General features: G+C 59.4%; 30 protein-coding genes. 9 read left to right on the top strand and 21 right to left on the bottom strand.

Annotation, left to right across the window (positions count from 1 at the left end; translation table 11 throughout):
- Positions 1-13: 13 nt before the first annotated feature.
- The 3 genes from ACWJKU_RS07225 to smbP form a co-directional block, all read right to left on the bottom strand.
- Positions 14-481: a YgaP family membrane protein gene (locus ACWJKU_RS07225; RefSeq protein ID WP_454147199.1), complete on the bottom strand. Its 468-nt coding sequence runs from the start codon at positions 479-481 to the stop codon at positions 14-16.
- Positions 482-651: 170 nt separating this feature from the next.
- Positions 652-861, bottom strand: coding sequence for a hypothetical protein (locus ACWJKU_RS07230; protein WP_454147201.1), 210 nt, complete (start codon positions 859-861; stop codon positions 652-654).
- Positions 862-1,124: 263 nt separating this feature from the next.
- A complete protein-coding gene (smbP, locus tag ACWJKU_RS07235) occupies positions 1,125-1,523 on the bottom strand; it encodes a small metal-binding protein SmbP (protein WP_454147203.1) in 399 nt (132 codons plus the stop codon).
- Between the two features lie 524 nt (positions 1,524-2,047).
- Between smbP and ACWJKU_RS07240 the strand changes: the two genes are divergently transcribed.
- Complete coding sequence (locus ACWJKU_RS07240) at positions 2,048-2,464, top strand: hypothetical protein (RefSeq protein ID WP_454147205.1); 417 nt, start codon at positions 2,048-2,050, stop codon at positions 2,462-2,464.
- A 324-nt stretch (positions 2,465-2,788) separates the two neighbouring features.
- On the opposite strand, the gene ACWJKU_RS07245 is transcribed toward ACWJKU_RS07240, so the two are convergent.
- Positions 2,789-3,316 carry a hypothetical protein gene (locus tag ACWJKU_RS07245; RefSeq protein ID WP_454147207.1) on the bottom strand — a complete coding sequence of 176 codons (528 nt, stop codon included), beginning with the start codon at positions 3,314-3,316 and terminating at the stop codon, positions 2,789-2,791.
- A gap of 387 nt (positions 3,317-3,703) precedes the next feature.
- Entirely contained in the window at positions 3,704-4,558 is an 855-nt protein-coding gene (locus ACWJKU_RS07250) for a PEP-CTERM sorting domain-containing protein (protein WP_454147209.1), read from the bottom strand.
- A gap of 314 nt (positions 4,559-4,872) precedes the next feature.
- Here ACWJKU_RS07250 and ACWJKU_RS07255 point away from each other — a divergent pair, with 314 nt between their 5' ends.
- Positions 4,873-5,361 carry a hypothetical protein gene (locus ACWJKU_RS07255; protein WP_454147211.1) on the top strand — a complete coding sequence of 163 codons (489 nt, stop codon included), beginning with the start codon at positions 4,873-4,875 and terminating at the stop codon, positions 5,359-5,361.
- A 136-nt stretch (positions 5,362-5,497) separates the two neighbouring features.
- Here ACWJKU_RS07255 and ACWJKU_RS07260 read toward each other — a convergent pair whose 3' ends face one another.
- The 4 genes from ACWJKU_RS07260 to ACWJKU_RS07275 form a co-directional block, all read right to left on the bottom strand.
- Positions 5,498-6,196: a PEP-CTERM sorting domain-containing protein gene (locus tag ACWJKU_RS07260; protein WP_454147213.1), complete on the bottom strand. Its 699-nt coding sequence runs from the start codon at positions 6,194-6,196 to the stop codon at positions 5,498-5,500.
- A 332-nt stretch (positions 6,197-6,528) separates the two neighbouring features.
- Complete coding sequence (locus ACWJKU_RS07265; RefSeq protein WP_454147215.1) at positions 6,529-7,107, bottom strand: cytochrome c3 family protein; 579 nt, start codon at positions 7,105-7,107, stop codon at positions 6,529-6,531.
- Positions 7,108-7,692 (bottom strand): hypothetical protein, encoded by a 585-nt coding sequence (locus ACWJKU_RS07270; protein ID WP_454147217.1) that lies wholly within the window; start codon positions 7,690-7,692, stop codon positions 7,108-7,110.
- 46 nt (positions 7,693-7,738) lie between these two features.
- A complete protein-coding gene (locus tag ACWJKU_RS07275) occupies positions 7,739-8,647 on the bottom strand; it encodes a sulfotransferase domain-containing protein (protein WP_454147219.1) in 909 nt (302 codons plus the stop codon).
- Positions 8,648-8,853: 206 nt separating this feature from the next.
- On the opposite strand from ACWJKU_RS07275, the gene ACWJKU_RS07280 reads away from it, so the two are divergent.
- The 3 genes from ACWJKU_RS07280 (at position 8,854) to ACWJKU_RS07290 (ending at position 11,428) form a co-directional block, all read left to right on the top strand.
- Positions 8,854-9,450 (top strand): TetR/AcrR family transcriptional regulator, encoded by a 597-nt coding sequence (locus ACWJKU_RS07280; RefSeq protein WP_454147221.1) that lies wholly within the window; start codon positions 8,854-8,856, stop codon positions 9,448-9,450.
- A 267-nt stretch (positions 9,451-9,717) separates the two neighbouring features.
- Positions 9,718-10,908: an NAD(P)/FAD-dependent oxidoreductase gene (locus tag ACWJKU_RS07285; RefSeq protein ID WP_454147223.1), complete on the top strand. Its 1,191-nt coding sequence runs from the start codon at positions 9,718-9,720 to the stop codon at positions 10,906-10,908.
- Between the two features lie 58 nt (positions 10,909-10,966).
- On the top strand, positions 10,967-11,428 hold the full coding sequence (locus ACWJKU_RS07290; protein ID WP_454147225.1) for a DUF1641 domain-containing protein: 462 nt from the start codon (positions 10,967-10,969) through the stop codon (positions 11,426-11,428).
- Positions 11,429-11,657: 229 nt separating this feature from the next.
- Here ACWJKU_RS07290 and ACWJKU_RS07295 read toward each other — a convergent pair whose 3' ends face one another.
- The 10 genes from ACWJKU_RS07295 to ACWJKU_RS07340 all read right to left on the bottom strand — a co-directional run bounded on the left by ACWJKU_RS07295 (position 11,658) and on the right by ACWJKU_RS07340 (position 19,051).
- Positions 11,658-11,951: a hypothetical protein gene (locus ACWJKU_RS07295; protein WP_454147227.1), complete on the bottom strand. Its 294-nt coding sequence runs from the start codon at positions 11,949-11,951 to the stop codon at positions 11,658-11,660.
- Positions 11,952-12,245: 294 nt separating this feature from the next.
- Entirely contained in the window at positions 12,246-13,466 is a 1,221-nt protein-coding gene (locus ACWJKU_RS07300; RefSeq protein ID WP_454147229.1) for a cytochrome-c peroxidase, read from the bottom strand.
- A 631-nt stretch (positions 13,467-14,097) separates the two neighbouring features.
- On the bottom strand, positions 14,098-14,349 hold the full coding sequence (locus ACWJKU_RS07305; RefSeq protein ID WP_454147231.1) for a hypothetical protein: 252 nt from the start codon (positions 14,347-14,349) through the stop codon (positions 14,098-14,100).
- The gene (locus tag ACWJKU_RS07310) at positions 14,346-14,522 is read right to left on the bottom strand and encodes a helicase HerA domain-containing protein (RefSeq protein ID WP_454147233.1); all 177 of its coding nucleotides are present in this window, start codon (positions 14,520-14,522) and stop codon (positions 14,346-14,348) included. The genes ACWJKU_RS07305 and ACWJKU_RS07310 overlap by 4 nt, the downstream gene beginning before the upstream one ends.
- A 99-nt stretch (positions 14,523-14,621) precedes the next feature.
- Positions 14,622-15,413 carry a glutamate racemase gene (gene murI / locus ACWJKU_RS07315; protein WP_454147235.1) on the bottom strand — a complete coding sequence of 264 codons (792 nt, stop codon included), beginning with the start codon at positions 15,411-15,413 and terminating at the stop codon, positions 14,622-14,624.
- Positions 15,400-15,942: a hypothetical protein gene (locus ACWJKU_RS07320; RefSeq protein ID WP_454147237.1), complete on the bottom strand. Its 543-nt coding sequence runs from the start codon at positions 15,940-15,942 to the stop codon at positions 15,400-15,402. The genes murI and ACWJKU_RS07320 overlap by 14 nt, the downstream gene beginning before the upstream one ends.
- A 260-nt stretch (positions 15,943-16,202) precedes the next feature.
- Positions 16,203-16,514 carry a hypothetical protein gene (locus tag ACWJKU_RS07325; RefSeq protein WP_454147239.1) on the bottom strand — a complete coding sequence of 104 codons (312 nt, stop codon included), beginning with the start codon at positions 16,512-16,514 and terminating at the stop codon, positions 16,203-16,205.
- Positions 16,515-16,564: 50 nt separating this feature from the next.
- Positions 16,565-17,986: a PhoH family protein gene (locus ACWJKU_RS07330; RefSeq protein ID WP_454147241.1), complete on the bottom strand. Its 1,422-nt coding sequence runs from the start codon at positions 17,984-17,986 to the stop codon at positions 16,565-16,567.
- A 46-nt stretch (positions 17,987-18,032) separates the two neighbouring features.
- Positions 18,033-18,509, bottom strand: a complete 477-nt coding sequence (locus ACWJKU_RS07335; protein WP_454147243.1) for a peroxiredoxin — start codon at positions 18,507-18,509, stop codon at positions 18,033-18,035.
- 14 nt (positions 18,510-18,523) lie between these two features.
- On the bottom strand, positions 18,524-19,051 hold the full coding sequence (locus tag ACWJKU_RS07340) for a glycine cleavage system protein R (RefSeq protein ID WP_454147245.1): 528 nt from the start codon (positions 19,049-19,051) through the stop codon (positions 18,524-18,526).
- Positions 19,052-19,229: 178 nt separating this feature from the next.
- Between ACWJKU_RS07340 and dapA the strand changes: the two genes are divergently transcribed.
- The 4 genes from dapA to ACWJKU_RS07360 all read left to right on the top strand — a co-directional run bounded on the left by dapA (position 19,230) and on the right by ACWJKU_RS07360 (position 25,248).
- The gene (dapA, locus tag ACWJKU_RS07345; RefSeq protein WP_454147247.1) at positions 19,230-20,105 is read left to right on the top strand and encodes a 4-hydroxy-tetrahydrodipicolinate synthase; all 876 of its coding nucleotides are present in this window, start codon (positions 19,230-19,232) and stop codon (positions 20,103-20,105) included.
- A gap of 142 nt (positions 20,106-20,247) precedes the next feature.
- The gene (bamC, locus tag ACWJKU_RS07350; RefSeq protein WP_454147249.1) at positions 20,248-20,790 is read left to right on the top strand and encodes an outer membrane protein assembly factor BamC; all 543 of its coding nucleotides are present in this window, start codon (positions 20,248-20,250) and stop codon (positions 20,788-20,790) included.
- 63 nt (positions 20,791-20,853) lie between these two features.
- On the top strand, positions 20,854-24,732 hold the full coding sequence (gene purL, locus ACWJKU_RS07355; protein ID WP_454147251.1) for a phosphoribosylformylglycinamidine synthase: 3,879 nt from the start codon (positions 20,854-20,856) through the stop codon (positions 24,730-24,732).
- A gap of 81 nt (positions 24,733-24,813) precedes the next feature.
- On the top strand, positions 24,814-25,248 hold the full coding sequence (locus ACWJKU_RS07360; RefSeq protein WP_454147253.1) for an Hsp20/alpha crystallin family protein: 435 nt from the start codon (positions 24,814-24,816) through the stop codon (positions 25,246-25,248).
- Positions 25,249-25,650: 402 nt separating this feature from the next.
- Here the strand turns inward: ACWJKU_RS07360 and ACWJKU_RS07365 are convergent, their stop codons facing one another.
- Both ACWJKU_RS07365 and ACWJKU_RS07370 read right to left on the bottom strand, forming a co-directional pair.
- Positions 25,651-26,010 carry a hypothetical protein gene (locus ACWJKU_RS07365; protein ID WP_454147255.1) on the bottom strand — a complete coding sequence of 120 codons (360 nt, stop codon included), beginning with the start codon at positions 26,008-26,010 and terminating at the stop codon, positions 25,651-25,653.
- Positions 26,011-26,245: 235 nt separating this feature from the next.
- A complete protein-coding gene (locus tag ACWJKU_RS07370; protein ID WP_454147257.1) occupies positions 26,246-26,416 on the bottom strand; it encodes a hypothetical protein in 171 nt (56 codons plus the stop codon).
- Between the last annotated feature and the right edge of the window lie 17 nt (positions 26,417-26,433).

The following is a 26,433-nucleotide window of genomic DNA, read 5'->3' on the forward strand; positions in this document are numbered from 1 at the left end:
GGAAGGTCGGACTTCATGCCTCGATCGCCTGCGATATCTTGTCGGCATCACCCCAGGCGGAGTGAATTTCCGATATCGACCGGAAGTCGCCCCGCAGCGCCTTCAGCGCATATTTTTCCCGATCGATCTCACGGCGCGTGCGGACGCCGAGCCGGCGGAACACCGAAATCGGCGGACACCAACCTTGTAACGCGTGTTGCAGCAGGAAACCTGCCGCGCCGGTCGAAAGCCAAAGCCAGCGACGGCTATGTATTTGCGACAAAGCCAAACCGGCGAGCGAAAAACTGGCGGCATTGGCTTCCAGTATCCGTTCGATATCCCACTCCCGTTCCAGTTCCTCGATGCGTCGGGTCAGGGTCTCCCGGTTCGCGTCGACGTGGTGGTTTATGCTCGATCGGATATCATCATCGATGCGCGCGTTGATCTCTGGCGGCGTATGCCGCCGGACCCGATCGGTTTCATAGGATTGAATCGCGGTCATCTTCGATCTCTTGAATGTTTTCCGATGTGCCGGATTGCATTGCGCCCGCAGGTTTCTTGTTGAGAACAAGTCTCGGAGAGCTTGGGCTGGCTGACCGCGTCGAAGCGATTCGCTCTGGCGCGGTTTGTTCGCAGAGCGCGCGCAAGGGCGCGGCTCTCAACAAACCGGCGTCATAACTTGGTACAGTTCACGCCTTCGAAGTACAGCGTATCTTCGTACGCGGTCTCGCACGCTTGACACCCGCATTCTCCGAGACAGGGATCCGGGCATTCCGATGTGCAGGTGCAGACTTCCCAAAAGCTTTGATCGCCCGGAAAGGGTCCCTTATAGATGCCGTCCGGCTGATAGCGCTTTTTTCCTTCTTGAGTCGGTCTATTCATAGCTGTCTCCGCTATTTTTCATAACTGTCGAGGTAGGTAGATTGAAAAGTGGGGATTTACGCGAATAGCTCATGAGTCGGCCTCCCGTCTGGAGAGGGTTAGGGCGGGGACGATGAAAAGGGCGATTTACCTATTGGCTCATCGCCATTCCAGCCCCGCTTCCGCAGCGGCCTTTCCCTCTTTGGAGGAAGGAGTAGAGGCCCCCTTGGAGTGCCGGCGGTCATAAGGCCTTATCCGATGATGGATGGAGACAATGCACTCAGCTATTTTTTCGCCGCCCTGAGATGATCGATGGCTTCCTGTGCCGCCTGCCGCCCCTTGCCGGCTTGGTTTGCGTCGCCGTATTCGACGGCATTGTCCAGGCTTTTCATCGCCGCCGTCAGGTGTTCGTCGGGTGCGGATTGGGTCAGGGCGGCTTCCACGTACGCCCGCGCAAGTTTGGCCTGCTCGCCCATACCTCTGGCGTTGCCCTGTTCGCCGGCAAGGACCGCGGCTTCGGCATGTTTCCAGGCTTCTATGAGGTGACCTTTCTTCGTGAACGCACGTCCCTGGGCGTTCGTTCCGGCGCTCCCGGTCGGGGCGAATCGTGCGGCTTCCGCGGCCAACGTCGCATTCAGGCCGAACCATGACATGAATAGACCGATGAGCATCTTCCTGCGCATAGTTTTTTCCCTTGACCGATGCCGGCTCGAAGAAAGCCCGGGGCCGATACTGGATTAGTAAGCCAATGAGTTCTTCCGGTTGCTAAGGAATATTACGGACGGACGCACCGGTCTCTCGAAACCGAGAAAAACGCGGCTTGCGGCCGTGCCGATTCGCAGACGAGCGACAACGCTCGGGCAAGATCGCCCCTCATAAATCTTTGCGTTAGAACGGGCGCTCCGTCGTTTGTTGGGTATCATCGATCGGACAAACCAACCTCAGGCACGTTCTGTCGGTAAAATTATGCGTCGGCGTCGGCCGAGGTGCGCCGACGGATTCGCCGGAGAAAGGCCCGAACGCTTTTGCCGTTCGAGGCGTGAGGATACATTCCCGGCGGATCGGATCGAATCCGTCGGCGCGATGAATACATGTAAATCTCGGGCCGACCAGAGAAAGCGGTTGATCGGAAGTCCGGAATCGGCGTGCCGCGCCGTCGATTCGGCATTCGGCTCTGCAAAATGAATACCCTGCTACAGGAGACGTTATGAACCGCAAAATTAGGGACGGCTGGCCGGCTCGGTCGAATGGCCGCGTCATGGCCATTCTGTGCGGCCTTCCCCTTATGGCGTGCTCTCTCACGGTGCACACCCCGGGAGGCAGCACGCGCACGATGAGCCAGAGCGAATTTGCCGAATACGTGGAGAAGGTTTTCCGCTATCACAATCAGGTCGTCAACGAACTCATCGAAACTTCCGGCGAGAGCGACGATATGGATGACGAAGAATCCGCCGAACTCGCCAAAGAAGAAGCGCACATGCTCCAAGTCTGCGCATCGCTCAACGAAGTCGTTTCGGAATCCATGACCGGCCAGGATACCGATTTTCGGGCCAAAATGCGGCTGGTCGATGCGGTTCCCGAGTGCGAGGCCGCCACTCGCAAAGTGGAAGATCTGTTGCCGTAGCGAACGGCTCGGCCGGCCTTTTCGCAGTGAACGGGGGGCTTTATCCGAACAAACGGATGACTATGGCCGAGCAGCCCGACGCCTTTTCGGGAATACTTCGAGGCGGATGCGCGACCGGTCCATCGGCCAGGCCGGAAGCGTCGTTTTATCGAACGCGGAGCCGCGCCATTCGAGAAAATTCATCGTCCGTTCGAGCCGCGGAATCGAAAGGCCGGCCGTTTTCGCCGGCGACGGATTGGAGATTTTCAGGCAGGCTTAACCGCCGCGCGGAGTCGATGCGACGGTTAAGCCATGGATTATGGAGCCGCGTTTCGTTTTTCCGATCTACCGCGCTAGCCCGGCAGACGGGATTTTGGACTGACAGATGCCCGAACAGTCGGCGCCTCCGCGATTCGGGTCGCAATCGTCGCGGGGATCGTCGACGCAAATCTGGTCGCCCGGACATTGGAGTCCAGCCAATCCGCCGCAGCTCAGCGGTTCAGGCTCGTTCGTGCAGTTCGCGGCAGATTCCAGATTGAAGGTCGTTCCCGGCCGGGGATGAATGGAACGCAATTGCGCAACGAAGGCTTCGAACTTTTTTGTCGTGGCGCCGAAGCCGGCTTCGGCACAGGCGGACAAACCGCCCTCTATCGGAATCGGCCCGCCTATCCTGGGACTGTGCACGAGGAATGTATCGACGGTGCCGTTGGCGACCGCGTGTCCGATGATCTGGCGAGCGGTTCGCAAAGCGGTTGAATCGACGCCGCGGCCGTCACTGACGACATCGATTTTAACCGCGCGATTTTCCGCGAAGGCGGATGCGGGAATCGATAACGCCGATCCGATCAGAAGCCCATAAACCCATCTTTTCATTTCCGTATTCTCCAAAAAGAATCCAAATCCACAGAACACAAAAAACGATCGCTGCGGCCGGAGCGGCGGCATGGCGTGCCGGATTCGCCGGCTCGATCAGCGAGTCCTTAAAGTAAAGAAATTAGTCCGCGCATTCCGTGAAATAGTTACGCCAACACCGCGGCCGATGCCGTCGGGAACGACGCGATATCCGTTTTCGGTAGGTGCGGCCGACTTTCTTTCGATGAGCGGCATGGACCGGGCGAAGAAAACGATAAAGGCCCGACCCTATCGTGCCTTGTCACGAGTCAGGCAGGCCGCTACGGAGTCGCGAAGGCTTGTCGTGGAATACGGGCCGACCGAAGGTCTGCTCCGGCGTCCCGGAGCAGACCTTCGGTTCGAGGCGCGTCAGCCGAAGGAGACAGCCGCTTTGCGGCGAGATTTACAGCTCATGGCGGCAAACCCCAAGCTCATCAGGGCGAGCGTGGCCGGCTCGGGCGCCGGGGTCGGTTGCGCCGCAATATGGGCTTCGGAATGGGAGATGACGATATCTCCAGTAAGGGTCGCCAATCCCAACGCGGTGGCATTGAATATGAGATGGATGGCGTTCACGAACACATCTTTGCCGCTGATGCCATCCCCAGTGATCGACTGTTCGTTGAGGATCAGGGTGATACCGGCTAGCCCGAGCAGCGACAAGTCCACGGTAGTGTTAGGGGCCGGCAAAGCGTCGAGAGCGATGGAGATGCCGCCGAGACTGATGAATGCATTCGTCAGCGACGCGCCGCCGGAACCTCCTAATGCGCCGTAGTCGCCGGCAGCGCTGGCGGTGGAAGACACCTGTTCCGCGCCGAGAGTCAATCCGAGCGCGCCGAGCGCATTGAATGAAAGGTCGTCGACCGAGGCATCGGCGAAGGCAAATCTGGGGCCATTGCCGCCATCGATGTTGGAAACGGCGTTGGTATCCAACACCGAGGCGCTAAGGCTCAAGGCGCCTGCTACCCCGGCCTGGAGGTTGAGGACTTGTTGCGGGTCATTATACGGCGGAGGCGCAGAACCGCCTGAAACCGGGACGGGGCCGACATTGAGCTGAACGTCAGGTAAGGGGAAAACCTGGTCAAGAGCGGCGTTGGCATTGACGCCGTAGGAGGAACTACTGCCACTGATGACCGTGGCGTGACCGATACCGGAAACCGCCAGCAAGGACAATCCCAGAGCGAGGGAAAAGCGCTGGCCCCAAACTATCGAAATTACCTTATTCATAACAACTATATCCTTCTAGTTAGATAATGGTCAAACGGGAATGATCGCATTGATTAACGAGTCCTTAGATATTCCCGCCGGATCAGAAAGCATGAATCACGCCATTTATGTAAGATATTGATATCATTTGAATGAACGGTATTGGGGCAAGAGTATGTAAAAATTTCCGACAGTCCTGTCGATTTTGAGCTTCTTCTGACAGCCATCCGCGATGTCCATATTGAGTCGCACGATCTCGACTTTCTGCATTTGCGATATATGTGTCATAGATGATACGTTTTTGATCGAAATCGCTCTTACCGATTTTGGGCCGATTGAATAGTGGTTATTTCTTTGTAAAAAAAACTGACGGTCTCTGTACCGCTCAGAGCACATTTTGGGGCGATAAATACTGGAAAAAGCCCTTTACTCTCGGTAGCGAGCTTTCGTTTCCGGGCCTTGAACGGCGGATCGGTAAAGAAGAAAAAGGAACCGATCCGGCAACAGGCCATCCCGGTCGCCGGCTCGGGTGCCGACCAAAGCGTTTTCATCTCGCGTCAACGACATTCCGCGCGGAACGCTTGGGTACCTCGAAAAACCGTGCACTTCGACAAGCTCGGTGCGAGCGGTTCCCATCGGATCGATCGGTTCCGTTCGTGCCGAGCCTGTCGAAGCCTGAACGGGGCAGGTATTTCGAGGTGCCCGCCGGCGTCTCGGATTATCACATGGGGATGGTCGTGGATGCGTTCATCGGTATATCGCCGATGACAGGGCTGAAGTCGAGAGAGAGAAAAAAGGACTTTCGCACTTTTGGTCAAAGGTGAAAAAGGCGAGCGATGCCGCGGCATGTCGTTCGGCACCGCCCGGTTCGGCTCGGCAAGCAGGATCGATGCTGGATTTCGACGATCATCAAAAACGCGTGAGAGGTGTTTCTAAATTCTTCCGAAAATCAGCTTTTGCTTAGCCAAGCAAAGATCTGCGGCGGCGCAACAGGGTAAAGCCGCCCAGTCCGAGGCCGAAAAGAGCCAAGGTGCCGGGTTCCGGCGTCGTAGCTACTTGGCGGATACCGAATGTATTGCCGTATAGCCGACGGATTTCATCGAGATTCATCGTAAGTCGGAAGTCATTCGTCTGCCCCGGCCTCTGTTCATTTGGCGACCAAAACTCTGCGATGGGGCCGATGGCTGCCGTTCCGCCTGAGCAGTTGTCGTTCAAAAAAATCAGGTTGCTGCAAGTTGCCTGAGGGAATGGACCGGGGCTTTGCCGTAAGGGAAACTCCAATAACCTGTTTTGGAAATCGGCGTCCCAAAATTCGAAGTGGTAGTCCGACCACGGATATCGATAGGTATTTGTGACCGTGAATTGGAATGTCCACCAACCGTCGTTATTTTCAAGGTCGACAACCTTGTCGAAAAAACCACCTTGTGGATTGACGATGGCCAGACCATCATGCGATGGGTAGGGTACGAGAGTTGTTTCGTTGTAATCTTCGACTACCTGGTATACGGATAGTATTCCCGGCACGTCGATAAGAATCCCTTGGCTTGTAATGCGATTGGCGTCCGAGGGGTTAACATCGGTGACGAAAATCGCATGGGCATTTCCAGCAGTGAGTAACGCAAGCAGAATACCTGAGCATCGCGATTTCAGATTTTTCATGATTTTCTCCTAGAATTTCCGTTTCTCGCCCGGCAGCTTCATCCCCAAAGGCATGGGCGCTGCTCAACTTGAATGTCAAGCATGAAATATGCCTATGTAAGTAAAACAATAAGATAGCCGCCCCGTTCTTCGTGATCGTAAAAAAGACTGACAGTCTCTAGGACATTCGGGTTACATTTTGCGATAGCGCCGGACAAACCCTTTTATTCTCAGGCACAAACCTTTCAACTCCGATCCTTGAACGGCGAATCAGACTTTTGCACGGTTCACCGAACAGGCGTCGGGCGGCAGGCCGGGATTACATTCGAGAACGAGCCGCCATCTCGGGCGAGCTACCGGTCGCCTTTCTCTTCCACATCCGGGCGTCCGCCCCTATGGCAAGCGAGACAATTCGCCATTCCGCCCGGCCGATGCGCGCCTTTGCCCTTTTTCATCAAATCTCCGACGACCGCATTGTCGAGCAGCTTCGCGCGTGATGGGAAATCTGCACTGAAGTCGTGACAATCGCCGCATGAATCGGTGCCGGTGGCGCGGAATACGAATTCTCCGTGCGGATTCGTCATCGCTCCGACGGTGATTTGCGCCATTGCGCCGCGATGTTCGGTATGGCAGTCCGTACACGGTTTTCCCGCGCGGACGAACGCCCGGTGGATGTCGGATACGGCGGGTCTCGATCGGACGGCAAAGCGGTTTTCGCTATGGCACGCGATGCATGTGCCGGCGGCGGCGCCGCGGAAAGCCTGGTGGCAGTCGCTACAATCGGCGATATCCGCATGAAACCGGCTCAAATCGCCGGGCGCCCAGAGCGTCTCGGGATATTCGAAGGTTCCCCAAATCAGCCCGCCGAGCAGAATCGCGGTGGCGACCGCCACCCATCGAACGGCGCCGCGCGGGAGCGGATGAAACCGCATTCAAGCGCCTCCGTAATACAAGGCGCCGATGACGTGGGCGGCAATCAGCGCCAGAAACATCACCGTCATCGGCGCGTGAACGATCTGCCAGACCCTGAAGGTCTCTTCGCCGGAGGCCAAATCATAGAGCCGCTCCTCGACATCCTCGCGGGAAAGCCCCCGAGCGAGCAATTCCCTGCGCTCGTCGTTCAACAAACGAACGGCCTTTCGATGCACCGCCAGTCCGATAACCCCGCTCATCACGACGACAATCATGGACAGCATGGCGAGTATCGGCACCAGAGCGTGAAAGTGCGGCCCGGCGTGAATCAGGATCAGCACGGGACCCGCGATGCCGGCCGTTTGATGCACCCGGAACCAGCCTTTCGGCCAGCCTGCCTTCCGGCCGTAACGCTTTTTCAGGGGATATACGAATACCGTCAGAATGACGGCAAGTCCGAACCAGCCGAGGAGATGCCCTTTTTGAGTATGGCCGAACGGCCTGTCGTGCCGAAGACTGAGGAGTGCTTCGATCAACAGTCCGGCCGCGATGGCGGCGGTCGCGAAACCCACAGCGGCAAGAAAGCGTCGGGTGAGTACGGTCATGTTCGTCATCCCGGAGGCAAGAAGGGCCGGCAATCCTGATCGGAGCTTAGTCCGTTTTCTCTCCCGATGCGAGCCAGCGCGCGCACTCGGCGCCCAATTCCGCGACCGCCCGCGATTCGTACTCGCTCGTATCGTCCGCCGTGAGGGTGTCGGTCCAGCGGCCGTTCGTCCCTTTGTTGATGAAGACCTGAGCGCCGCCGTCCCAGAACACGCCTCCCAGCGGGGCGCTTTTCGGCACGTTCCGCTTCATCCAGTCGAAGGAGCAATGCTCGACGATGATTTCCCATCTGGATTCGTCTATCGGAATGTCGAGAAAGGCCGCGATACGGCGCATGCGGCCCGGCAGATCTCGCTTCAAATCGGTGAAATGGATCAGCATGACGTTGGGCAGATGCCTGATGCTCCACCAACTGCGGACGTTTTCCCAGAACGGCCAGAAAGGGTGGCCGTCACGATCCATCCAGTCGCGCCAATACTGCCGGATGTCGTCGGGCGGCGGCTCGATCGGAGGACCCACGCGTCCGGGCGTGTCGTTCAGCGCTTCATACCACGCCCGATTGGCATTCGCGTGGTGGTTGTACAGACTCCAGACCACGTCCCGCCCGTCTCGTCCGATGTAGATGTACTTTGCCCGGGGCGAGAATACCAGGGCGTCTACCGGCAAATGCGTCTTGAGGAACCGCCTGTGGGCTTGCGCCTCTACGACCGGCAGCTTTGCCGCTTTCGGCGGAACGCGCAGGTCGAGCCAGGGCGACAGCGTCGCGACCGCGATGTCCGGGTCGCCGCCGAAGATCAATTGGCCAATGATCTGCTGCATCCAGGTCGTCCCCGATTTTCCGTAGGTCGCGACGACGATGTCGTCGTCCCGGAACCGAAAGTCGTTCCAGATCGTGGAATCGAAATGATGATTGTGGATTTCGCGAGCCTTCGCGGGCCATTCAAATAGTTGGGTCATGCCTTCGCCTCTCTCATGTGGTGGTTGCCGCCCGGCGCCGGATGCCGGCATCGTTCGCCCGAGTGCTCGGGCATCGGGCCGATCGTCACCGTGTTGAAGTCGCGCCGGATGATAACAATGGCCGGATCGCCCCGGACACGGGCTTCCGGCTTTCAGACGCAAATTTTTTGTTGACTAGAACGAACGTTCGTTCTAGCATTTCGATCATGGCAATAAAATCTTCCCTGCTTTTCCCCGATTCCGGTTCCCGACGCTCCGTCGCGCTCCGGAGCGCGCTGCGGCTTTTTACCCAGAAAGGATTCTTCAACACTTCGCTCCAGAATATCGTGAGCGAAAGCGGGACCTCGGTCGGGTTCATTTACCATCACTTCCGGGATAAGGAAGGGATTGCGTGGGCTTTGTACAACCACCTGCTGGATCGGATGAACGCGTTGATCGACGACATCGAGGCCACCCACGGAACCGCGCAAGCGCGTTGTCACGCCGTGATCAAGATGCTGTTCGAACTGACCGAGGCGGAACCCGACATCATGGGCTTCATTATCCATGCGCGCCATCGGGAGTTCCTGCCCGATGCCAAGGCGATCTGCTCGGCTTCCGCCTTCATCCGGATGCGCGGCTTCGTGTTCGAGGGCATCGAACGGGGGGAAATCCGCCGGATGGACCCGATGATGGCGGCGGTGATTACCTATGGCGGCGCGATCCGCATGATTTGCCTGCGTCTCGATGGCGTGATCGAACAAGCCTTGGACGGCTATTTGGAAGAGCTATGGGCCAACACCTGGCAAGCCTTGCGCCCATAAATTTTTTTGCCCCGAAATCAGAACGAACGCTCGTTCTGTTTATCCTAAATTCGGTCGTTGGATACAACCTGAAAAGCCCTAAACCCTCTCCCGGCCCTCTCCCAAAAGGAGAGGGCGTTTTGAAGGTCGGGAGAAGGGAGCTTGGCCCCTCGCCCTCCGGGAGAAGAGTTGGGGGTGAGGGCCTGCGGCGGCTGACGCAGCCTTGCGGTCATTTCGGCGATTCAACGGCGGTTTTTAGGTTGATTAACCCCACTCAGGAGTCATCCTATGGCATCGCGCATTTTGATCGTTGGAGGAGGGATCGGCGGAACCATGACCGCCAACCATCTGGTCACCAAGCTGTATCCCGAGATTCGATCCGGCAAGGTCCAGGTCATGATGCTGTCCAATTCGCCCTGGCACTATTACAAGCCGGCATTCATGTACGTGGCGTTCAACAGTTTTTTCCTGAATGAATTGCGTCGTCCGCAGCGCGCGCTCCTGCGGCCGGAAATCGAATTTCAGGTCGACGAGGTGGTCCGCTTCGATTTTTCAAGAAACCGGGTCAAATGCCGGAGCGGACGCGAGCACGGCTACGACTTCCTGGTCATCGCAACCGGGTGCATTCCTTCGCCCGAGCGCATCGAGGGACTGGCCGAGGCCGGGGATCATTTCTACCAATACCGGCCGGCGCGGCAGTTGGCGGAGAAACTCAGCACGATCGAAAAGGGACGGATCTTCATCACGGTCAGCTTTCCGAAGACCCACAACGTGCCTCATCAATGCGGTATCGCCCCGATCGAAACCACCTTGATGCTGGACGACCTTTTGCGGCAGCGCGGCGTGCGCGACCGGGTGGAGATCGTTTACACCTACCCGACGGTGTCACAACTCCTCCGCAACTGTCTGTTCCTGCAGCGAGAAACTTGCGAGGTGCTGCCGGCCATCTTCGAACAGCGCGACATCAAATATAAACGCGGCTTCACCCTGGAGCGGGTCGATCCGGATACGAAAGTCGCGTTTTCCGAGGAGGGCCAGGAAGAGAATTTCGACATTCTTATGGCGACTCCGCCGATACGCGCGGTCGATGCCGTGCGCGAATCCGGGGTATCCCGGGCGGCCGCCGACGAAGGCTGGATGCCCACCGACCATGAGTCCCTGAAGGTCTTGGGTCTCGACAATGTTTACGTGCTGGGCGACACGGTCGATCTTCCCGTGAGCAAAGCCGGCGGCGCCGCCCATAACCAATCCCCCGTCGTGGTCAACAACATCGCCTCGGAACTCCGCTTGGGACGGATCAGCGACGCTTATGACGGCAAAGTCGTCGCCATCGCTCAGATGGGGCTCGAGGACGGCATGCCGCTTTGGTACGACTATAAGAACGACGTCAAGCCCAATCCTCCCAACAAGCTGGGCGGCCTGATGCGGAAATCGTTCAACCGAGGCATTTATTGGGCGGTCGCCCGAGGTTTGGTGTGAGGGCGTAGCGCGCCGGCAATGCCTCCCGCATCGGATCAACGACACAGGAGAAATTAAAATGAGTACGACGAATCAATCCGTTTCCGGTCGCGCGGCCGATTCCGCCGCGTCCGTTCTCGACTCGTTCGATGGCAAGCGCCTGCTGCAAGACGCGGCGGCCGCGGAGGGTCTTAACGAGCTCATCCAAAAAATCGAGCCCTTGCTGGCCCAACGCCGGCTGAACCGGGTCGTCGACCTGCTGTCGGTTGCTGCCGATGCGGTCGATATGAGCGATGCCTACATGATCGAAAAACTGTGCAAGGCCTATGAGGAAGCGATGGCGACGGCCTGGACTGCCGGCAATGCCGTGCGCATGGCCGGCGCCCGTGTTTCCGGCACGTCGGAAACGCCTTCTCTGATGGGGCTGCTGCGCATGGCCCGCGATCCCGATGTCCGACGCGGGCTGGCCTTTTTTCTGGCGGTCGCCGGCGTGCTCGGCAAACAGCTCGCCTATGACGGTCTCGATCATTCGGAAGCTTGATGCTCTTAGCCCGGATCGTTCACCGTAGCCTCCCGGAGGCCGCTGCCGGGAGGCCGAACAACGCGAGTCGAGCGTTCCGGATGCGCTTTTCCGCTTCGCCGTGCGGGCAATAGAGCCGGCTGCGCAGCACGTCCGACGATAGAGCGAGACCGTCTCGGCGAAGCGGGGATGCCGCGCGATGTTCCGAGAGTCGGCCACGCCCACGGAGCCGTGGGCGATCGGTCGGCCCTCATTGAATCAGGGCGGCGACGCACGATGCGAAAATTTTCGCTTCTTCGGGGAGTTCGGCGTGTCCGGCCAGGAGATCGGGATCTGAAAGCGTAAACGATCCGACCATCTTCGGCGTTGAGCCGGTTGTATCTACGCTGCCTACGATGCTGAAGGAATACGATTTCCCGGCAGGCAGAAAGTCGACACACCCTTCGATAGTATTTCCGGCATCCGAGCTATGGACGATGGCGATCGAGCTGAGCAGGGCGAGTCCCCCGATGATTCCGATCATGATCAAGATCAGGTTTTTCATGTTTTCTTATTCTTTTGGGATGGCTAGAGCGTTTTCATCTCGCGTTAAGGAAGCTCTGAACAAGTGGATTCCGTTCAGGCCCTTCGACCCTGCTCAGGAGAGCGTTCGACAAGCCTGTCCTGAGCCTGTCGAAGGACTTCATCAGAGTTTCCTTAACGGCATTCCGTGCAGAATGCCTGTGTCGTATATAGTGGGAGCGACCCAAGTCACCCTACGTCACCCCTACATCCGCATTGAAAATGCTCCGACACCGGGAGGCCGCCGGCGCTGCGTCGGCAGCGCCGGAATTTCGGGTCAGGGCTGATAACCGTCCGACAGTGTCTTCAGAAAAGCCACGATCGCATCTTCCTGGTCTTCCGTCAGATGAAGATTGCCCAGTTCCCGGGTATTCACGTTCACGGGAACCTCCGGTGCCGGCCAGCAGTTCTGGGCCAACGCATCCGCTTCGGTAGTGAACGGATCGATACAGGCCGGTTTGGCATCTCGCGTGTTGTAAAAATGAACGATTCCTTTCAAACTCTTGAAATAGCCGTTATGGGTATAAGCCTTGACGAATCCTGCATACGGCCTCTTGTCGACATTACGCACCGTGGGCACCTTCTGTTTCCCCAGATTTGCCGGTGCAAATTGCGAGTAATCCAAGCGGTTCGCCAGGAATCCTCCCAAACCGAGATCGATCCAACCCAGCCCCGCAGGATTGAACGCTGTCTGAGTGTAGAAAGGATTGTCAGGATTGCGCGGTACGCCGAGATTGTCGTAGGTAAAATCGGTGAACAACGGAGGCTGGCCGTTGGGACCGGGATCGGCAACATGGCAGTTTGCACACTTGCCTTTGCTTTTAAACAGGTTTAGGCCTTTCTTCTCTTCTTGAGTCAGGTCGACCATGCCCTTGAGGTAATAATCGTACTTCGAGGTAAAGGCATTCGACTCGGGCGAGGCTTCGAAGGCGGCGATGGAGCGCGCGATATCGTCATAGGCGGCGTTCACTTTATCCTGATCGCAGGCGTCATTCCCCCAGACCTGCATGAAGAGGCCGGCATAGGCGCCGCCGCAGACCCGGGAAACGACATCGGCCGGCGAGGACAGGGCCTGTTCCAAGGGATTCAGAAAGGGGCCTTGCGCCTGGTCGGTGGCCGGGCTGCCGAGTTTCTCGCCGGTGGCGCGACCGTCCCAGAAGTTGCCGCCGGCGAATACTGCCTTCTTCTTTTCGATCACGTAGTGCAAGATCGGGCTGAATGTCGCGTAGGCCGAACTGGGCGGTTTGCGGTTGCCGAAGCGCCCGCTTATAGAGCCTTCATAAACCGCTCCCGCCGTATTGATCGCGGAGTCGGGTCCGGTCCAGCCGGATTCGGGGCCATGACACGCAGCACAGGCTTGATTGCCGTTGATGGATAAACGTTCGTCGAAGAAGATAGCTTTCCCCAATTCTTCGGTGGGCGTCAACGTCTGCGCCACGCCCGGTGCTGCCGTCAGCCATAAGGGTAGCGCGTAGATAACAACTGCCTTCTTATTCATTTAACACTCCTCGTTTTTCGAAATCATCCAAGTGAAGCCGTAAGTCAAACAACGTCGAATCCAGCATGTGATCAATGTGTCAACAGCGTTCGATTGATTCCTCCAATATTGTCCATCTACATCAAGCATCGCCGATGCCTTTCTCATCCGGCTATCGCACCGAGTTCGCCAATGCACGGGCGTTTTTCCCGAGCGACGAGGCAGGCGGATCAACCAGATAAGAAAAAGAACCGAATTGTCGGCTCAGGAGTCGCCACACAAAAAAGCTGGGGAGCTTAAATCGGGGAAAAAGACTGAGCGCAATGGCCCCGCTAGGAGACGCCCACCGGGATCACGTGTCAAGTCAGTGAAATATGGAAAACAGTGTAAGATCGGGCTGACACGTCAGCCGGTCTCGCGTGAAGGAATGGAATGGAAAACGCTGCGCAGAGGCGTAGCGCCTTTCAAACAGGGCAAATTTTGTGAATGCCGGTTCGGCCCGGCTCAGAGCCGGTTACGATTATCCTAAAAACGGCAGAAGATCCCGTTTGCCCTGATGTATAGCAGCACGAACGGTCTGCCACCCGCTTCAAATGCCGTTTTAGGAGCGGTCGTGGCTGGCGCTACGCTCAACACGAACGGTTCGTCACAGTTATTCAGAGCATCCTTGAACGCCAGTGAACCGATCGAATAGCGCGTTGAGGAAAATGCCGGCAGCGCGCACCTGCTCGTCGGCTTCAAGCCCCTCCAGCGAGAGGACGCCGGAGACACGGTGCTGGCGGATGCGGGTAGCGATGCCGACCAGTTCGGCCTCCGTGCGCTCGCCGTCGACGACCACATGGCCGAAACGGTCGGAGGGCGTGACGAAATCCCCCTCTGGTCGATGATAACCCGCTGCCCTCATTGAGCGGACTGCTCAAGCAGCCGCCGCAGCAGGTGCGACTTGCCGGAGCCCGAATTGCCCTGCACCAGAAGACGCGTCGCCAGTAGTTCCTCGCTATCGAGCCTGGCCGGTGCGCCACCTTGCACCGTTCCCATGTCGATGCCGACCTTTATTCCATTCCTCGTTCCTGACACCCGCGATTCCCCAGGCCGCCGCCGGTCAACCGGCAAGCCCTAACATGAAATCCCCCTGCGTGACGCCCGGCTTTGAGGAAACCCACAGGGAAAGCCATCTCAGGCAACGCGCAGCCCGAACCCCTGCATCAGCCGGCAGGTGGCAAAGTCGGGTTTGCCGGAAGTGAAGATGGCAAGGTCCTCACCGGGCGCGAGGGCCTCCAGCGGCGGGACGAGGCGGCGGGCCTGGTGGGCGATCGCCTCGGCGGGATCGAGCCAGTCGACCGGCCAGGGGGCAAGCCTGCGGAAGACATTGCCCATGAAGGGATAATGGGTGCAGGCAAGCACGACGATATCGGTCTTGCGCGCTCCTTCCTCCACGAAACAGTCGGCGATTTCGGCGCGTACCGCCTCGTCGGCCAGGACATCGCCGCGAATATAGGCTTCCGCCATGCGTGCAAGGTTCTCCGAGCCGACGAGACGCACGTCGCAGCGGCTGGCGAAGGACTGGATCAGGCCGCGCGTATAGGCGCGCCGGACGGTGCCCGGCGTCGCCAGCACCGAAATGAGGCCGGAGCGCGTGCGTTCGGCGGCCGGCTTGATCGCCGGCACGGTGCCGACGAAGGGCATGTCGGGAAAGGCGGCGCGCAGGTCCGCGCCGACCAGCGTGAAGGCCGTATTGCAGGCGATGACGCAGATTTCCGGGTCGTGATCGCAAAGCAGCTTGCCGAAGAGCTCGATGACTCGCCGCTTCAACGCCCTTTCCTCCCATCCGCCATAGGGAAAGCCCGCATCGTCCGCTACATAGGTGAAATGCCGCTCGGGCATCAGCACGCGCGCCTCGCGTAGCACGGTCAGTCCGCCGATGCCGCTGTCGAAGACAAGGATGGGTTTTGCGCTACTCGCTGTCACGGGGCACCTTGGGCCGGCGGTTGCGCGTGCGGTTCGGGCCGCCCGCGCCGCGCGGCGATTCCCGGGTGAACCGGTCGAGACAGGAGACGACGCCACGCAAGACCTGGATCTCCGAACCGGTGAAGGAGGGGCGGGTGAGAAGCGTGCGCAGGTTCTCGACGAGCTTCGGCTTCTTGTCGGCAGGTCGGAAATAGCCGCGCACATCCAGCGTCTCCTCGACATGATCGAAGAGGCCCTGCAACTCGTCCTTGCGAGCCGGCCGCTGCGGCAAGGCGCCGAACGGCGTCGCCTCGACCGACGAGAGGCCGCTCTTCATCCACGCGTAGCTCATCAGCAGCACGGCCTGGGCAAGATTGAGCGAGGCGAAGGCGGGATTGACCGGGAAAGTCACCTCGTCGGCCAGTGCATCTCCTCGTTGGGAGGCCCGTGCGCTCGCGTCCGAAGAGGATGCCCGTCGCCCGTCCTTCACGGAAGTGCTGGCGCAGATCGCCAGCCGCCACCGCCGGCGAGCGGACCTGCTTGTAGCCATAGCGGTCGCGTGCCGTCGTCGCATAGACGAATTCGAGACCGGCGATGGCGGCCTCCAGCGACGGATAGACCTTGGCGGCCTCGATGACGTGGTCCGCCTTGCTGTCAGAGCCCGCACGGCGGAGCTCATGTTTTTCTCATCGTGTCGTCATTCTCAGGGTCTCGATGGTCGCTCGTTACCCGCTCCGAAGGCGGAGCAGGGCCTCGTGTTTGCGATATTGTTGCCCGATTGCATTCCCCATCGGCGGCCGCCTCGGAGCGTTACCGCCGATTCCGTTCTTCTCCGACGATCAGGGAAAGGCGCCGATAGGGTGGCGGCGCATGAGACTCTGCGGAATAGGCCTCGATCAACACGCGGGCATGGGGCAGCGACTCGGGCGTGAAATAGACAAAGTAAGCCTCTTCGTCGTCCGGCTGGGTTCCGAACATCGCCATTCCCTTCGGTCCGTTTCGCGCGATATAGATGCGCCGGAAAGCATCTTGTATGACGGCGACTTCGCCGCCTTCGTATTCGTCGCGCGAAAGCCGGATGCGGTACCAGCTTTCAGGTTCGGGTGCGGCATTCTGGTCCATGCTTCTTTATCCTGCGGAGCGTGTTTGTAGTGAACGGCGCCGGGCTCGTTCTATAGGGTTTCCGCGGCAAAGTCCGCCAGGCGGGAACGCTCGCCCCGTTTCAGGGTGATGTGCGCCGCGTGGGGCCAATCCTTGAACCGGTCGACCACGTAGGTCAGGCCGGAGGTGGTGGCGGTCAGATAAGGGGTATCGATTTGGGCGATGTTGCCGAGGCAGACGATTTTGCTGCCGGGGCCGGCGCGGGTGATCAGCGTTTTCATCTGTTTCGATGTCAGGTTTTGCGCTTCGTCGAGAATGATGAACCGGTCCAGGAAAGTGCGTCCGCGCATGAAGTTGAGCGAGCGCATCTTGACGCGGTTCAGGAGCAATGTGTTGGTGGCCTGCCGCTCCCAACTGGAGCCGTTGCCGTCATGGCTGCTCAGCAATTCCAGGTTGTCGAGCAGCGCGCCCATCCAGGGGGTCATCTTTTCTTCCTCGGTGCCGGGCAGAAAGCCGATGTCTTCGCCCAGAGGAATCGTTTCCCGGGTCATCACGATCTCTCGGTAGATTTTCTGCTCGAGCGTCATGGCAAGGCCGGCCGCCAGGGTCAGAAGCGTCTTGCCGGTTCCGGCGGTGCCCAGCAGGGTGACGAAATCGATTTCCGGATCCAGCAGCATGTTGAAGGCGAAATTCTGTTCCCGGTTGCGCGCCCGGATGCCCCATACGGCATGCTGCGGATTTCGGTAGTCGCGCGCCAGCTCGATGACGGCGCTGCCGTTCTCCTTGCTGCGGACGATGGCTTCGAAGTTCGACTCGTCGGGCAGATAAAGAAACTGGTTGGGATACCAGTTTTTCAACAGCGGACCCGACACGCGGTAAAAGGTGCGACCCTGCGGGTCCTGCCAGGAATCCATCTTGTTGCCGTGGATTTCCCAGAAGTCGAGCGGCAGTTCGAGCGCGCCGCTGTACAGCAGGTTGATGTCGTCCAGCACCTGATCGCTGTGGTAGTCCTCGGCGCGTATTCCGAGAACCGACGCCTTGATCCGCATGTTGATGTCTTTCGACACCAGCACCACCTGGATTTCCGGTTGCTCCTTGGACAAGGCCAGGGTGGTGGCCAGGATGGAATTGTCCGGCAAATCGCCGGGCAGGCTCTCCGGCAGTACCGAATCCATGCGCCGGACTTGAAAAAACAGGCGCCCGCTGCATTTTTCGTCGATGCGGGCGGCGTATTGCAACTGGTTCAGCGGAATGCCGTTGTTGATGGCGTGGATATCGGCGTGCTGGATCAATTCATCCAGGAAGCGGCTGGATTGGCGGGCGTTGCGGGAGACTTCCGAGAGGCCCTTTTTCGAATGATCCAGTTCTTCCAGCACGATCATGGGAATGTAGATATCGTGTTCCTGGAAGCGGAACAGCGAGGCCGGATCGTGCATCAGTACGTTGGTATCCAGGATGAAAAGCTTTCGCTCGGAGTTTTGGTCTTGGCTCATCTCGAAAATTTTCTGCGAGTGGAAGGAAACGGCCGGGGATGAAAGCTTAGCCGCCGGATAATTCCCGGATTTTCCCCAGTACTTCGGCCGCATGCCCCTTGACGCCGACTTTCCGCCAGGCGGCGGCGATCGCGCCGGTTTTATCGATGAGAAAGGTACTGCGCTCGATGCCCCGCACCTGCTTGCCGTACATGTTCTTTATCTTGATGACGTCGTAGAGCGTACAGACCGTTTCGTCCCGGTCGGAGATCAGTTCGAACGGAAATTCGAACTTGCATTTGAAGCCTTCGTGGGATTTCACGCCGTCCCGTGAAACTCCCAGAATCTCGGCGTCCAGATTTTGAAACTCGGCGTACAGATCCCGAAAATCCAGGCCTTCCTGGGTGCAGCCGGGCGTATTGTCCTTGGGATAGAAGTAAAGGACGACGTACTTGTTTCGATAATCCGCCAGCGTGACGGTTTTGCCCGAAGTGGCCGGAGCCGAGAAATCCGGCGCCGCCCGGCCGGGAGAAATCGTGGTCATGGAGATTCCTGGGGTTAGCGTTTTACGGGTTCGAGTATGGCGTCCAGGTTCTGCTGATCGCAGAAATCCAGGAATTCGTCGCGCAGCGAGACGATGCGCATTTCGGTCGGAATCTTGACGACCATATGCGCGAGAAACAACGGAGTGCCGCTGAACGGCGCCGGATAGCGGCTGGTGCTGAGATCCAGGATTTTGATGTTGCGGCCGGTAAGAAACGCGCTGAGCTCGTGAATACTGTTGATTTGATCGGTGGCGAAAATATCGATCGCGTAGGGCAGGGTGCTGTCTTCCCGGTCTTCCGGCTCCCGTCCGCGCAACACGTTGATCTTCAAGGCAAAGCGATTGGCCAGGACTTCGAACGCGCTTTCCAGCCGCACGATATGGTTCCAGTTGCCCTCGACCAGCAAATGACCGGCGAACTCATGCCCGAGTTCGGTCATCCGGCTTTCGAGAATCGTGCATTTGCAGTCCTTGATCGCACGGGTGATCTCCACGATCAGATCGGGGCGGTCTTCGCCTAGGACGGTAATGGCGAGCTGCATAGAGGTGTCGTTTCTCTTCATCAAAAATGCGAAAAGTGTATCACTTTCAATCAGGCGGCGCCGCTGCCGACGCGGCTTCGGCTCCTGCCGATTTCGCCTCGTTCGCGCGGCGCACGCGGTTGTCAGATGCCCGCGACGCACGGTAACATGTTTTTTTTATTGAACCGAGTTAAGTTGCATGATTCAAGGTAGCATCGTCGCATTGGTGACCCCGATGAAGCGGGGCGGCGCACTGGACGACGAAAGTTTGAGCCGCTTGATCGAATTTCATATCGAGCAGGGAACCGATGCCATCGTTGCCGTGGGAACCACCGGAGAATCGGCGACGCTCGACGAGGCGGAACACTGCCGCGTCATTCAATTCGTCGTGGACCGGGTTGCCGGGCGGATTCCCGTGATCGCCGGCACCGGCGCCAACTCCACCACGGAGGCGATCAACCTGACGGCTCGCGCCAAGGAGGCCGGAGCGGACGCCTGTCTGCTGGTGACGCCCTATTACAACAAGCCCACGCAGGAAGGTCTTTATCTTCATTACAAGGCCGTCGCCGAGGCGGTGGACATTCCGCAAATCCTTTATAACGTTCCCGGCCGGACCGCGTGCGATATGCTGCCGGCAACCGTCGCGCGCCTTGCCGAAATTCCCAACGTCGTCGGGATCAAGGAAGCCACCGGCAATCTGGATCGCGCTAGGGAAATTATGCGCTTGTGCGGCCCGGATTTCTTCCTTTATTCCGGCGACGATGCGACCGCGTGCGAATTCTGCCTGCTCGGCGGAAAAGGCGTGATCTCGGTGACGGCCAACGTGGCGCCCAAGCTGATGCACGAGCTGTGCGCGGCGAGCGTCGCAGGCGACGCGGAAGCCGCCCGCGCCATCGATGCCAAGCTGGCCGCCCTCCATCGCGACTTGTTCATCGAATCGAATCCGATCCCGGTCAAGTGGGCGGTGCACGAAATGGGATGGATCGATTCGGGCATACGCCTGCCGTTGACCTGGCTATCGGAAGGGTGTCGAGAGACGGTGCGCAACGCAATGCAGCGAGCCGGCGTGGTTTGATGCCCGGCGTAGTATGAATCGATTCGACCTCAGAGCGGTTATTTTGATTTCAAGCGCTCTCGTTTTGAGCGGTTGCAGTTTCATCAGTGGCCTTTTTCCCGATAAGCAGAAGCAATATAAGTACAGTTCCGAGATTCCGCCCTTGGAAATTCCTCCGGATTTGCATGCATCGACCATCGAAAGAGCCGACGACCGGTCGGCGGGAGAGGAAGAAGAACGCTCCGATCGGGACGGTTCGTCCGCCGAGAAGCGAACCGGAACCCAGGAGCCGTCGAACGGGCCGCCGGCCACTTTAGCGCAGAATTCCGACGACATTCCGCTGATCGAACTCGAAGGGCCTTATGCCGAGGCCTGGAACGATATCGACAAGGCTCTTGGCCGGCTCAAGCTCGAAGTCAGCGATCGGAACCGTTCGGACGGCGTTTATTACGTCTATTTCAGCGGCGACGACAAGCCCTACGCAGATCGGGGACTGCTGGCCGATCTGGCTTCCTTCTTCTCGGGGTCCGAAACGCCGGTCAAGGAATATCGGGTCAAGCTGGAGAGCCGGAGGGACGTGACCGTGGTTTATGTTCTCGACCAAGAGGGCAAGCCTCAGACCGAAGGTCCGGGATTCGAACTGCTCAAGCGTCTGCACCAAACGCTACAGTCTCTCGAAGAACCCCGGCAACCGGAAAAGCAATAGCTTTTCCGCGTTGTTTCCATCAAACGACGCCGTTTATCGCCGATCATGGTAGAAAATCAGATCATGTTTGCTAAATTTCCAGGTCCTCCCGCGCTCTCGTCGTTCCGTCTGCAAAAACTGTTGGCCGATCTTCGGGGCGCCGAGCCGTCCATCATCGAGGTTTCGGCGGCTTATGTGCATTTCGCCGAGACCAAGCGCGAGTTGAACGGGCTGGAGAACCGGGCCCTGGAAAGCCTTCTGGATTACGGGCCGGCGCGCGATTCGCAAAGCGTCCCGGGCGACTATTTTCTCGTGGTGCCGCGGCTCGGCACGATTTCGCCGTGGTCGAGCAAGGCGACCGACATCGTGCGGCGCAGCAATCTGGCGGCCGTTCTGCGCGTCGAAAGAGGCATCGAGTATCACATTCGCAGCGATAACGGGATCGCTCTCTCGAACCGAGACGCCATAAAGGCTTTGATCCATGACCGGATGACCCAGACGGTGCTCGCGCGCGGGCAAGAGCATCTTCTGTTTCAGCACCATGCGCCGGCGCCGTTGGAGTACATTCCGCTGCTCGAAGAGGGAAAATGGGCGCTAATCAAGGCCAACCGCAAGCTCGGGTTGGCTTTGTCCGATGACGAACTGGACTATTTGGTCGAAAGCTTCACCGCGCTTCGTCGGAATCCTTCCGACGTGGAACTGATGATGTTCGCCCAGGCCAACTCCGAGCACTGCCGGCACAAGATTTTCAACGCCGAGTGGCGCATCGACGGCCAATCGCAGGGCGAAACCCTGTTCGGCATGATCAAAAATACGCGCGAGCGGTCTCCGGAGGGCGTCCTGTCCGCTTATCGGGACAATGCCGCCGTCATCCAGGGCACGGCGGCGAAAGTGTTTTTGCGCGACCCGGAAACCCTGGCATACGGTTATCGGGAAGAGCCGGTCCATCTTCTGATGAAGGTGGAAACCCACAATCATCCGACGGCGGTTTCGCCCCATCCCGGCGCGGCGACCGGTTCCGGCGGCGAAATCCGGGACGAGGCGGCCACCGGCCGGGGCTCACAGACCAAGGCCGGGCTCACCGGTTTTTCCGTATCCCATCTTCGCATTCCGGGATTTGGGCAGCCTTGGGAGCAGGACCACGGCAAACCCGGCCGCATCGCCTCCGCACTCGACATCATGCTGCAAGGCCCCATCGGCGGGGCGGCGTTCAACAACGAATTCGGCCGCCCCAATCTGTGCGGCTATTTCCGCGCATTCGAGCAGCCCGCCCCGGGCGGTTCCGGGCTGCACGGCTATCACAAGCCGATCATGATCGCGGGCGGAATGGGCAATATCCGGCCGCATCATCTCGCCAAGGAGACGATCCCCGCGGGAGCGCCCATCGTCGTGCTCGGCGGCCCCGCCATGCTGATCGGTCTCGGCGGCGGAGCGGCGTCCTCCGTCGCATCGGGGGAGAGCGCCGAGGACTTGGACTTCGCCTCGGTCCAGCGGGAAAATCCCGAGATGCAGCGGCGCTGCCAGGAAGTGATCAACCGCTGCACCGCGCTGGGCGAGGACAACCCGATCCTGTCCATCCATGACGTCGGCGCCGGCGGGCTTTCGAATGCCGTGCCCGAGATCATTCACGACGCGGGACGGGGAGGGCGTTTCGAACTGCGCGACATACTCATCGACGAGCCGGGCATGTCGCCGATGCAGATCTGGTGCAACGAGTCGCAGGAGCGTTATGTCCTGGCGCTCAAGCCGGAGGCGCTGGACCGATTCCGGGCCTTCTGCGAACGCGAGCGTTGCCCCTATGCCGTGATCGGCCATGCCACCGAAGAAGAGCGCCTGGTCCTCGGCGACAATCGATTCGGTACTCACCCGATCGATATTCCGATGGCGCTGCTGTTCGGCAAACCGCCGAGAATGCAGCGCGACGTGACGAGAATTTCCGGCGGGCCATCTCCCATTTGCCGGGACGGCATCGAAATCCGGGAAGCGGCGCGGCGGATATTGAGTTTCCCTGCCGTGGCGGATAAGCGTTTTTTGGTCACGATCGGCGACCGCTCGGTCGGCGGGTTGGTGGCGCGCGATCAGATGGTCGGACCGTGGCAGGTGCCGGTGGCCGACGTGGCGGTCACCGCTTCGGGGTTTAAGGCGCATACCGGCGAAGCCATGGCGATGGGCGAACGCGCGCCGTTGGCGGTGATCGATGCGCCGGCATCCGGCCGGATGGCCGTGGGAGAAGCCTTGACCAATATCGCCGCCGCTCAGATCGGTCCCTTGAGCCGGGTGAAGCTGTCGGCCAACTGGATGGCCGCGGCCGGCGCGCCGGGAGAAGACGCCAAGCTGTTCGATACGGTAAAGGCCGTCGGCCTGGAATTGTGCCCGGCCTTGGGGATCGCCATCCCGGTCGGGAAAGACTCGCTGTCGATGAAGACGGTATGGCGGCAGAACGGGCGGGACATCGTCATGACGGCGCCTTTGTCGCTGATCATTTCCGCATTCGCGCCGGTCGCCGACATCCGCCGCACCTTGACGCCGGAGCTTCAACTCGACGGCGGTCCGACGCGCTTGATCCTGATCGACCTCGGCCAAGGTAGGAACCGCCTGGGCGGTTCCGCTCTGGCTCAGGTTTACCGGCAAACGGGGGGCGAATCCCCGGATCTCGACGATCCGGCGGCATTCAAATCCTTTTTCGCCGCAATTCAGTCCTTGAACGCGGACGGCCGTTTGCTGGCTTATCATGACCGGTCGGACGGCGGTTTGTTCGCGACGCTCTGCGAAATGGCCTTCGCCGCGCGCTGCGGCCTCGAAATCGATGTCTCCGACCTCGGGGAAGATGCCGTCGCCGCGCTGTTTTCCGAGGAACTCGGGGCCGTGGTGCAGGTGCGCGAGGCGGACTTGAAGGAGGTCATGGATCGCCTCGGCCGGTCGGGACTCGGCCGGTTCAGCCGTGTCGTCGGCGCGCCCCGCGCCGACAAGCAAATCGTGTTCAAGCGCGGCGATGAAGTCTTGCTGTTCCAGACCCGCGCGGAACTCCAGCAGATCTGGTCGGAAACCAGCTACCGCATGCAGGCGCTGCGCGACAATCCGGACTGCGCCCGCCAGGAATTCGAATCAATCGCGGACGAAGATGATCCCGGTCTCAGCGCCGAGTTGACCTTCGATCCCGGCCACGACGTCGCCGCGCCATTTTTCAATAAAGGCCGCCCGCGGGTGGCGATCCTCCGGGAACAAGGCGTGAACGGCCACGTGGAAATGGCGGCGGTATTCGACCGGGCCGGCTTCACCGCGGTCGACGTGCATATGAGCGATATCCTGTCCGGGCGCGCGAGTCTTCGCGATTTCGTCGGCTTGGCCGCTTGCGGCGGATTTTCCTACGGCGACGTGCTGGGCGCCGGAGGCGGCTGGGCGAAGTCGATATTGCTCAATCCGCGCGGCCGCGACGAATTCGAAGCGTTCTTCCATCGGCAGGATACATTCGGGCTCGGCGTCTGCAACGGCTGCCAGATGATGTTCCATCTCGCCGAACTGGTCCCCGGCGCCTTGCACTGGCCGCGCTTCGTCCGTAACGAATCGGAGCAATTCGAGGCGCGGGTGGCCCTGGTGGAAGTTCAGAAATCGCCGTCCATCCTGTTTGCCGGCATGGAGGGATCGCGGATGCCGGTCGTCGTGTCTCACGGCGAAGGGCGGGCCGAGTTCCACGACGATGCGCGCAAGGCGCTCAGCCTCGGGTTGGTATCGCTCTGCTACACGGATACATACGGGAAAATTACCGAAGCGTTTCCCTATAACCCGAACGGTTCGCCGCTGGGCATTACCGGCCTGACGACGCTCGACGGCCGCTTCACCATCATGATGCCGCACCCGGAGCGATGCTTCCGTACCGTGCAGAATTCCTGGCATCCCAAGGCATGGGGCGAGTACGGGCCGTGGATGCGCCTGTTCCGAAACGCGAGGGTCTGGGTCGGCTGACGGGCGAGCGCTTGAAAAACCGACGCGCATCTCCATATCGGGTTTAGAGCAGAAACGCTTCAACCAAAGGAGATGAGCACGATGAGTAGGTATGAACCCTGGAGCCTGTTGAATCAACTCCAAAGAGAATTGGAACGTTCGTTCGAAGGCGGCCGTCCCGGCACCGATACCGCGGCCACCGCGGAATGGACTCCCGCCGTAGACATCAAAGAGGAACCCGACCGCTATATTCTGTGGGCCGATCTGCCCGGCGTCAGCCCGGACAGCATCGATATCACGATGGAGAACGGCATACTGACGCTGAAAGGCGAGCGGAAAACCGAGGCCACGGCCCGCCGCGAAGGACTGAAACGCATCGAGCGGGTTTACGGCTCCTTCTATCGCCGCTTCTCGCTGCCGGATACCGCCGATGCAGAAGGCATCTCGGCTCGCTGCGGCAACGGTGTGTTGGAGATTTCCATACCGAAGAAAGCCGCCGTACAACCGAAGAAAATCACGGTAGTCGGCGAGGGCTGAAGAGAACGACGAGACCTTCCGGTTTCGACGATCGAGAATGGGCGCCTTGGCGCCCATTGCTTTTTCCGTCCCACACCGGGAAATGCAGGAACAGCCCGCTCTTGCCGCTGTATCGTTTATCCTAATCCGGCCGTTGGAGACAACCCGGAAAGCCCTGAGCCCTCATCCCCGACCTTCTCCCAAAGGGAGAGGACGTTTGGCCCCTCGCCCTCCGGGCGAGGGGGTGGGGAGAGGGCCTGCGGCGGCTGGCGCGGCACCGCGGTCATTTCGGCGATTCGACGGCGGTTTTTAGGTTTATCCGGTATTGCTTGGCGGGAAAGAATGTCTCCGAGTGCTATCGCGATAATCCGCCGGGACGTCACAAAACCGGCGCGGCCATTCGTCGGACGACTCTCGATTCCCTCAGGATTTGCCTGCCCGCCGTCGGGTTCTGCGCGGTTTTGTCTGCGGCTCTTGCGGGCTGCTCGCGCTCTGCGCGACTCGTCTCGTCGAACGTTTCGGCGGCTCGACACTGTCGGCAACGACCGAACTCGCGGCTGCGGCGCGTTCGACAGCGGCATTCGGATGAGTTTTAGACCGCTCGGCGGCTCGGGGCAACTGCCCGCCAAAATCAAAAATAAAATAAACCAGTGCCGAGAGCAGCAGGATCGACAGCAGAATGGGTGCGTCGACCAGAAGGAGAAACGCAAAACTGACGATAAAAAGACTGGTTTGGATCGGATGATCCAGAAGGATCGGGATAAATTTCTGCCAGTCCGGCAAGCCGATTTCCGGCTTCGACGTTTTTGCTATGTTCATACCCGCGCTCCATTGGCGGAGTCGCCGTGCAGCTTCGTGACGGAGCCGTTGCGCGCGACTTGAATACCGCCGCGCGAGGCTTTCATTGTCGACGTCTTATCGATTTTCCTCATCGCTTTCGCCTCTTGAGTGAAGGAAAAAACTTCAGAACCAACGATGCCAAGGTTTTTCGTTCGAGTTCGCGAAATCCGTCCTTGCGTCAGGATGGTTTTCGGGAACCCGCGCCTCGAGCGACCGACTTTGTACTGAAGAACATGGCGAGATAAACCAGCCCCGCGAGCAGAAAGAAACGGAGCAGCAGCGGCTCTCGTCCGAAGCTCAGCAAGGCGAAGTCCGTCACGAACAGGCTGGTCAGCAGCGGATAATTCAAAAAGACCTCTCCGTTCA

The sequence above is a fragment of the Methylocaldum sp. MU1018 genome (assembly GCF_053646775.1).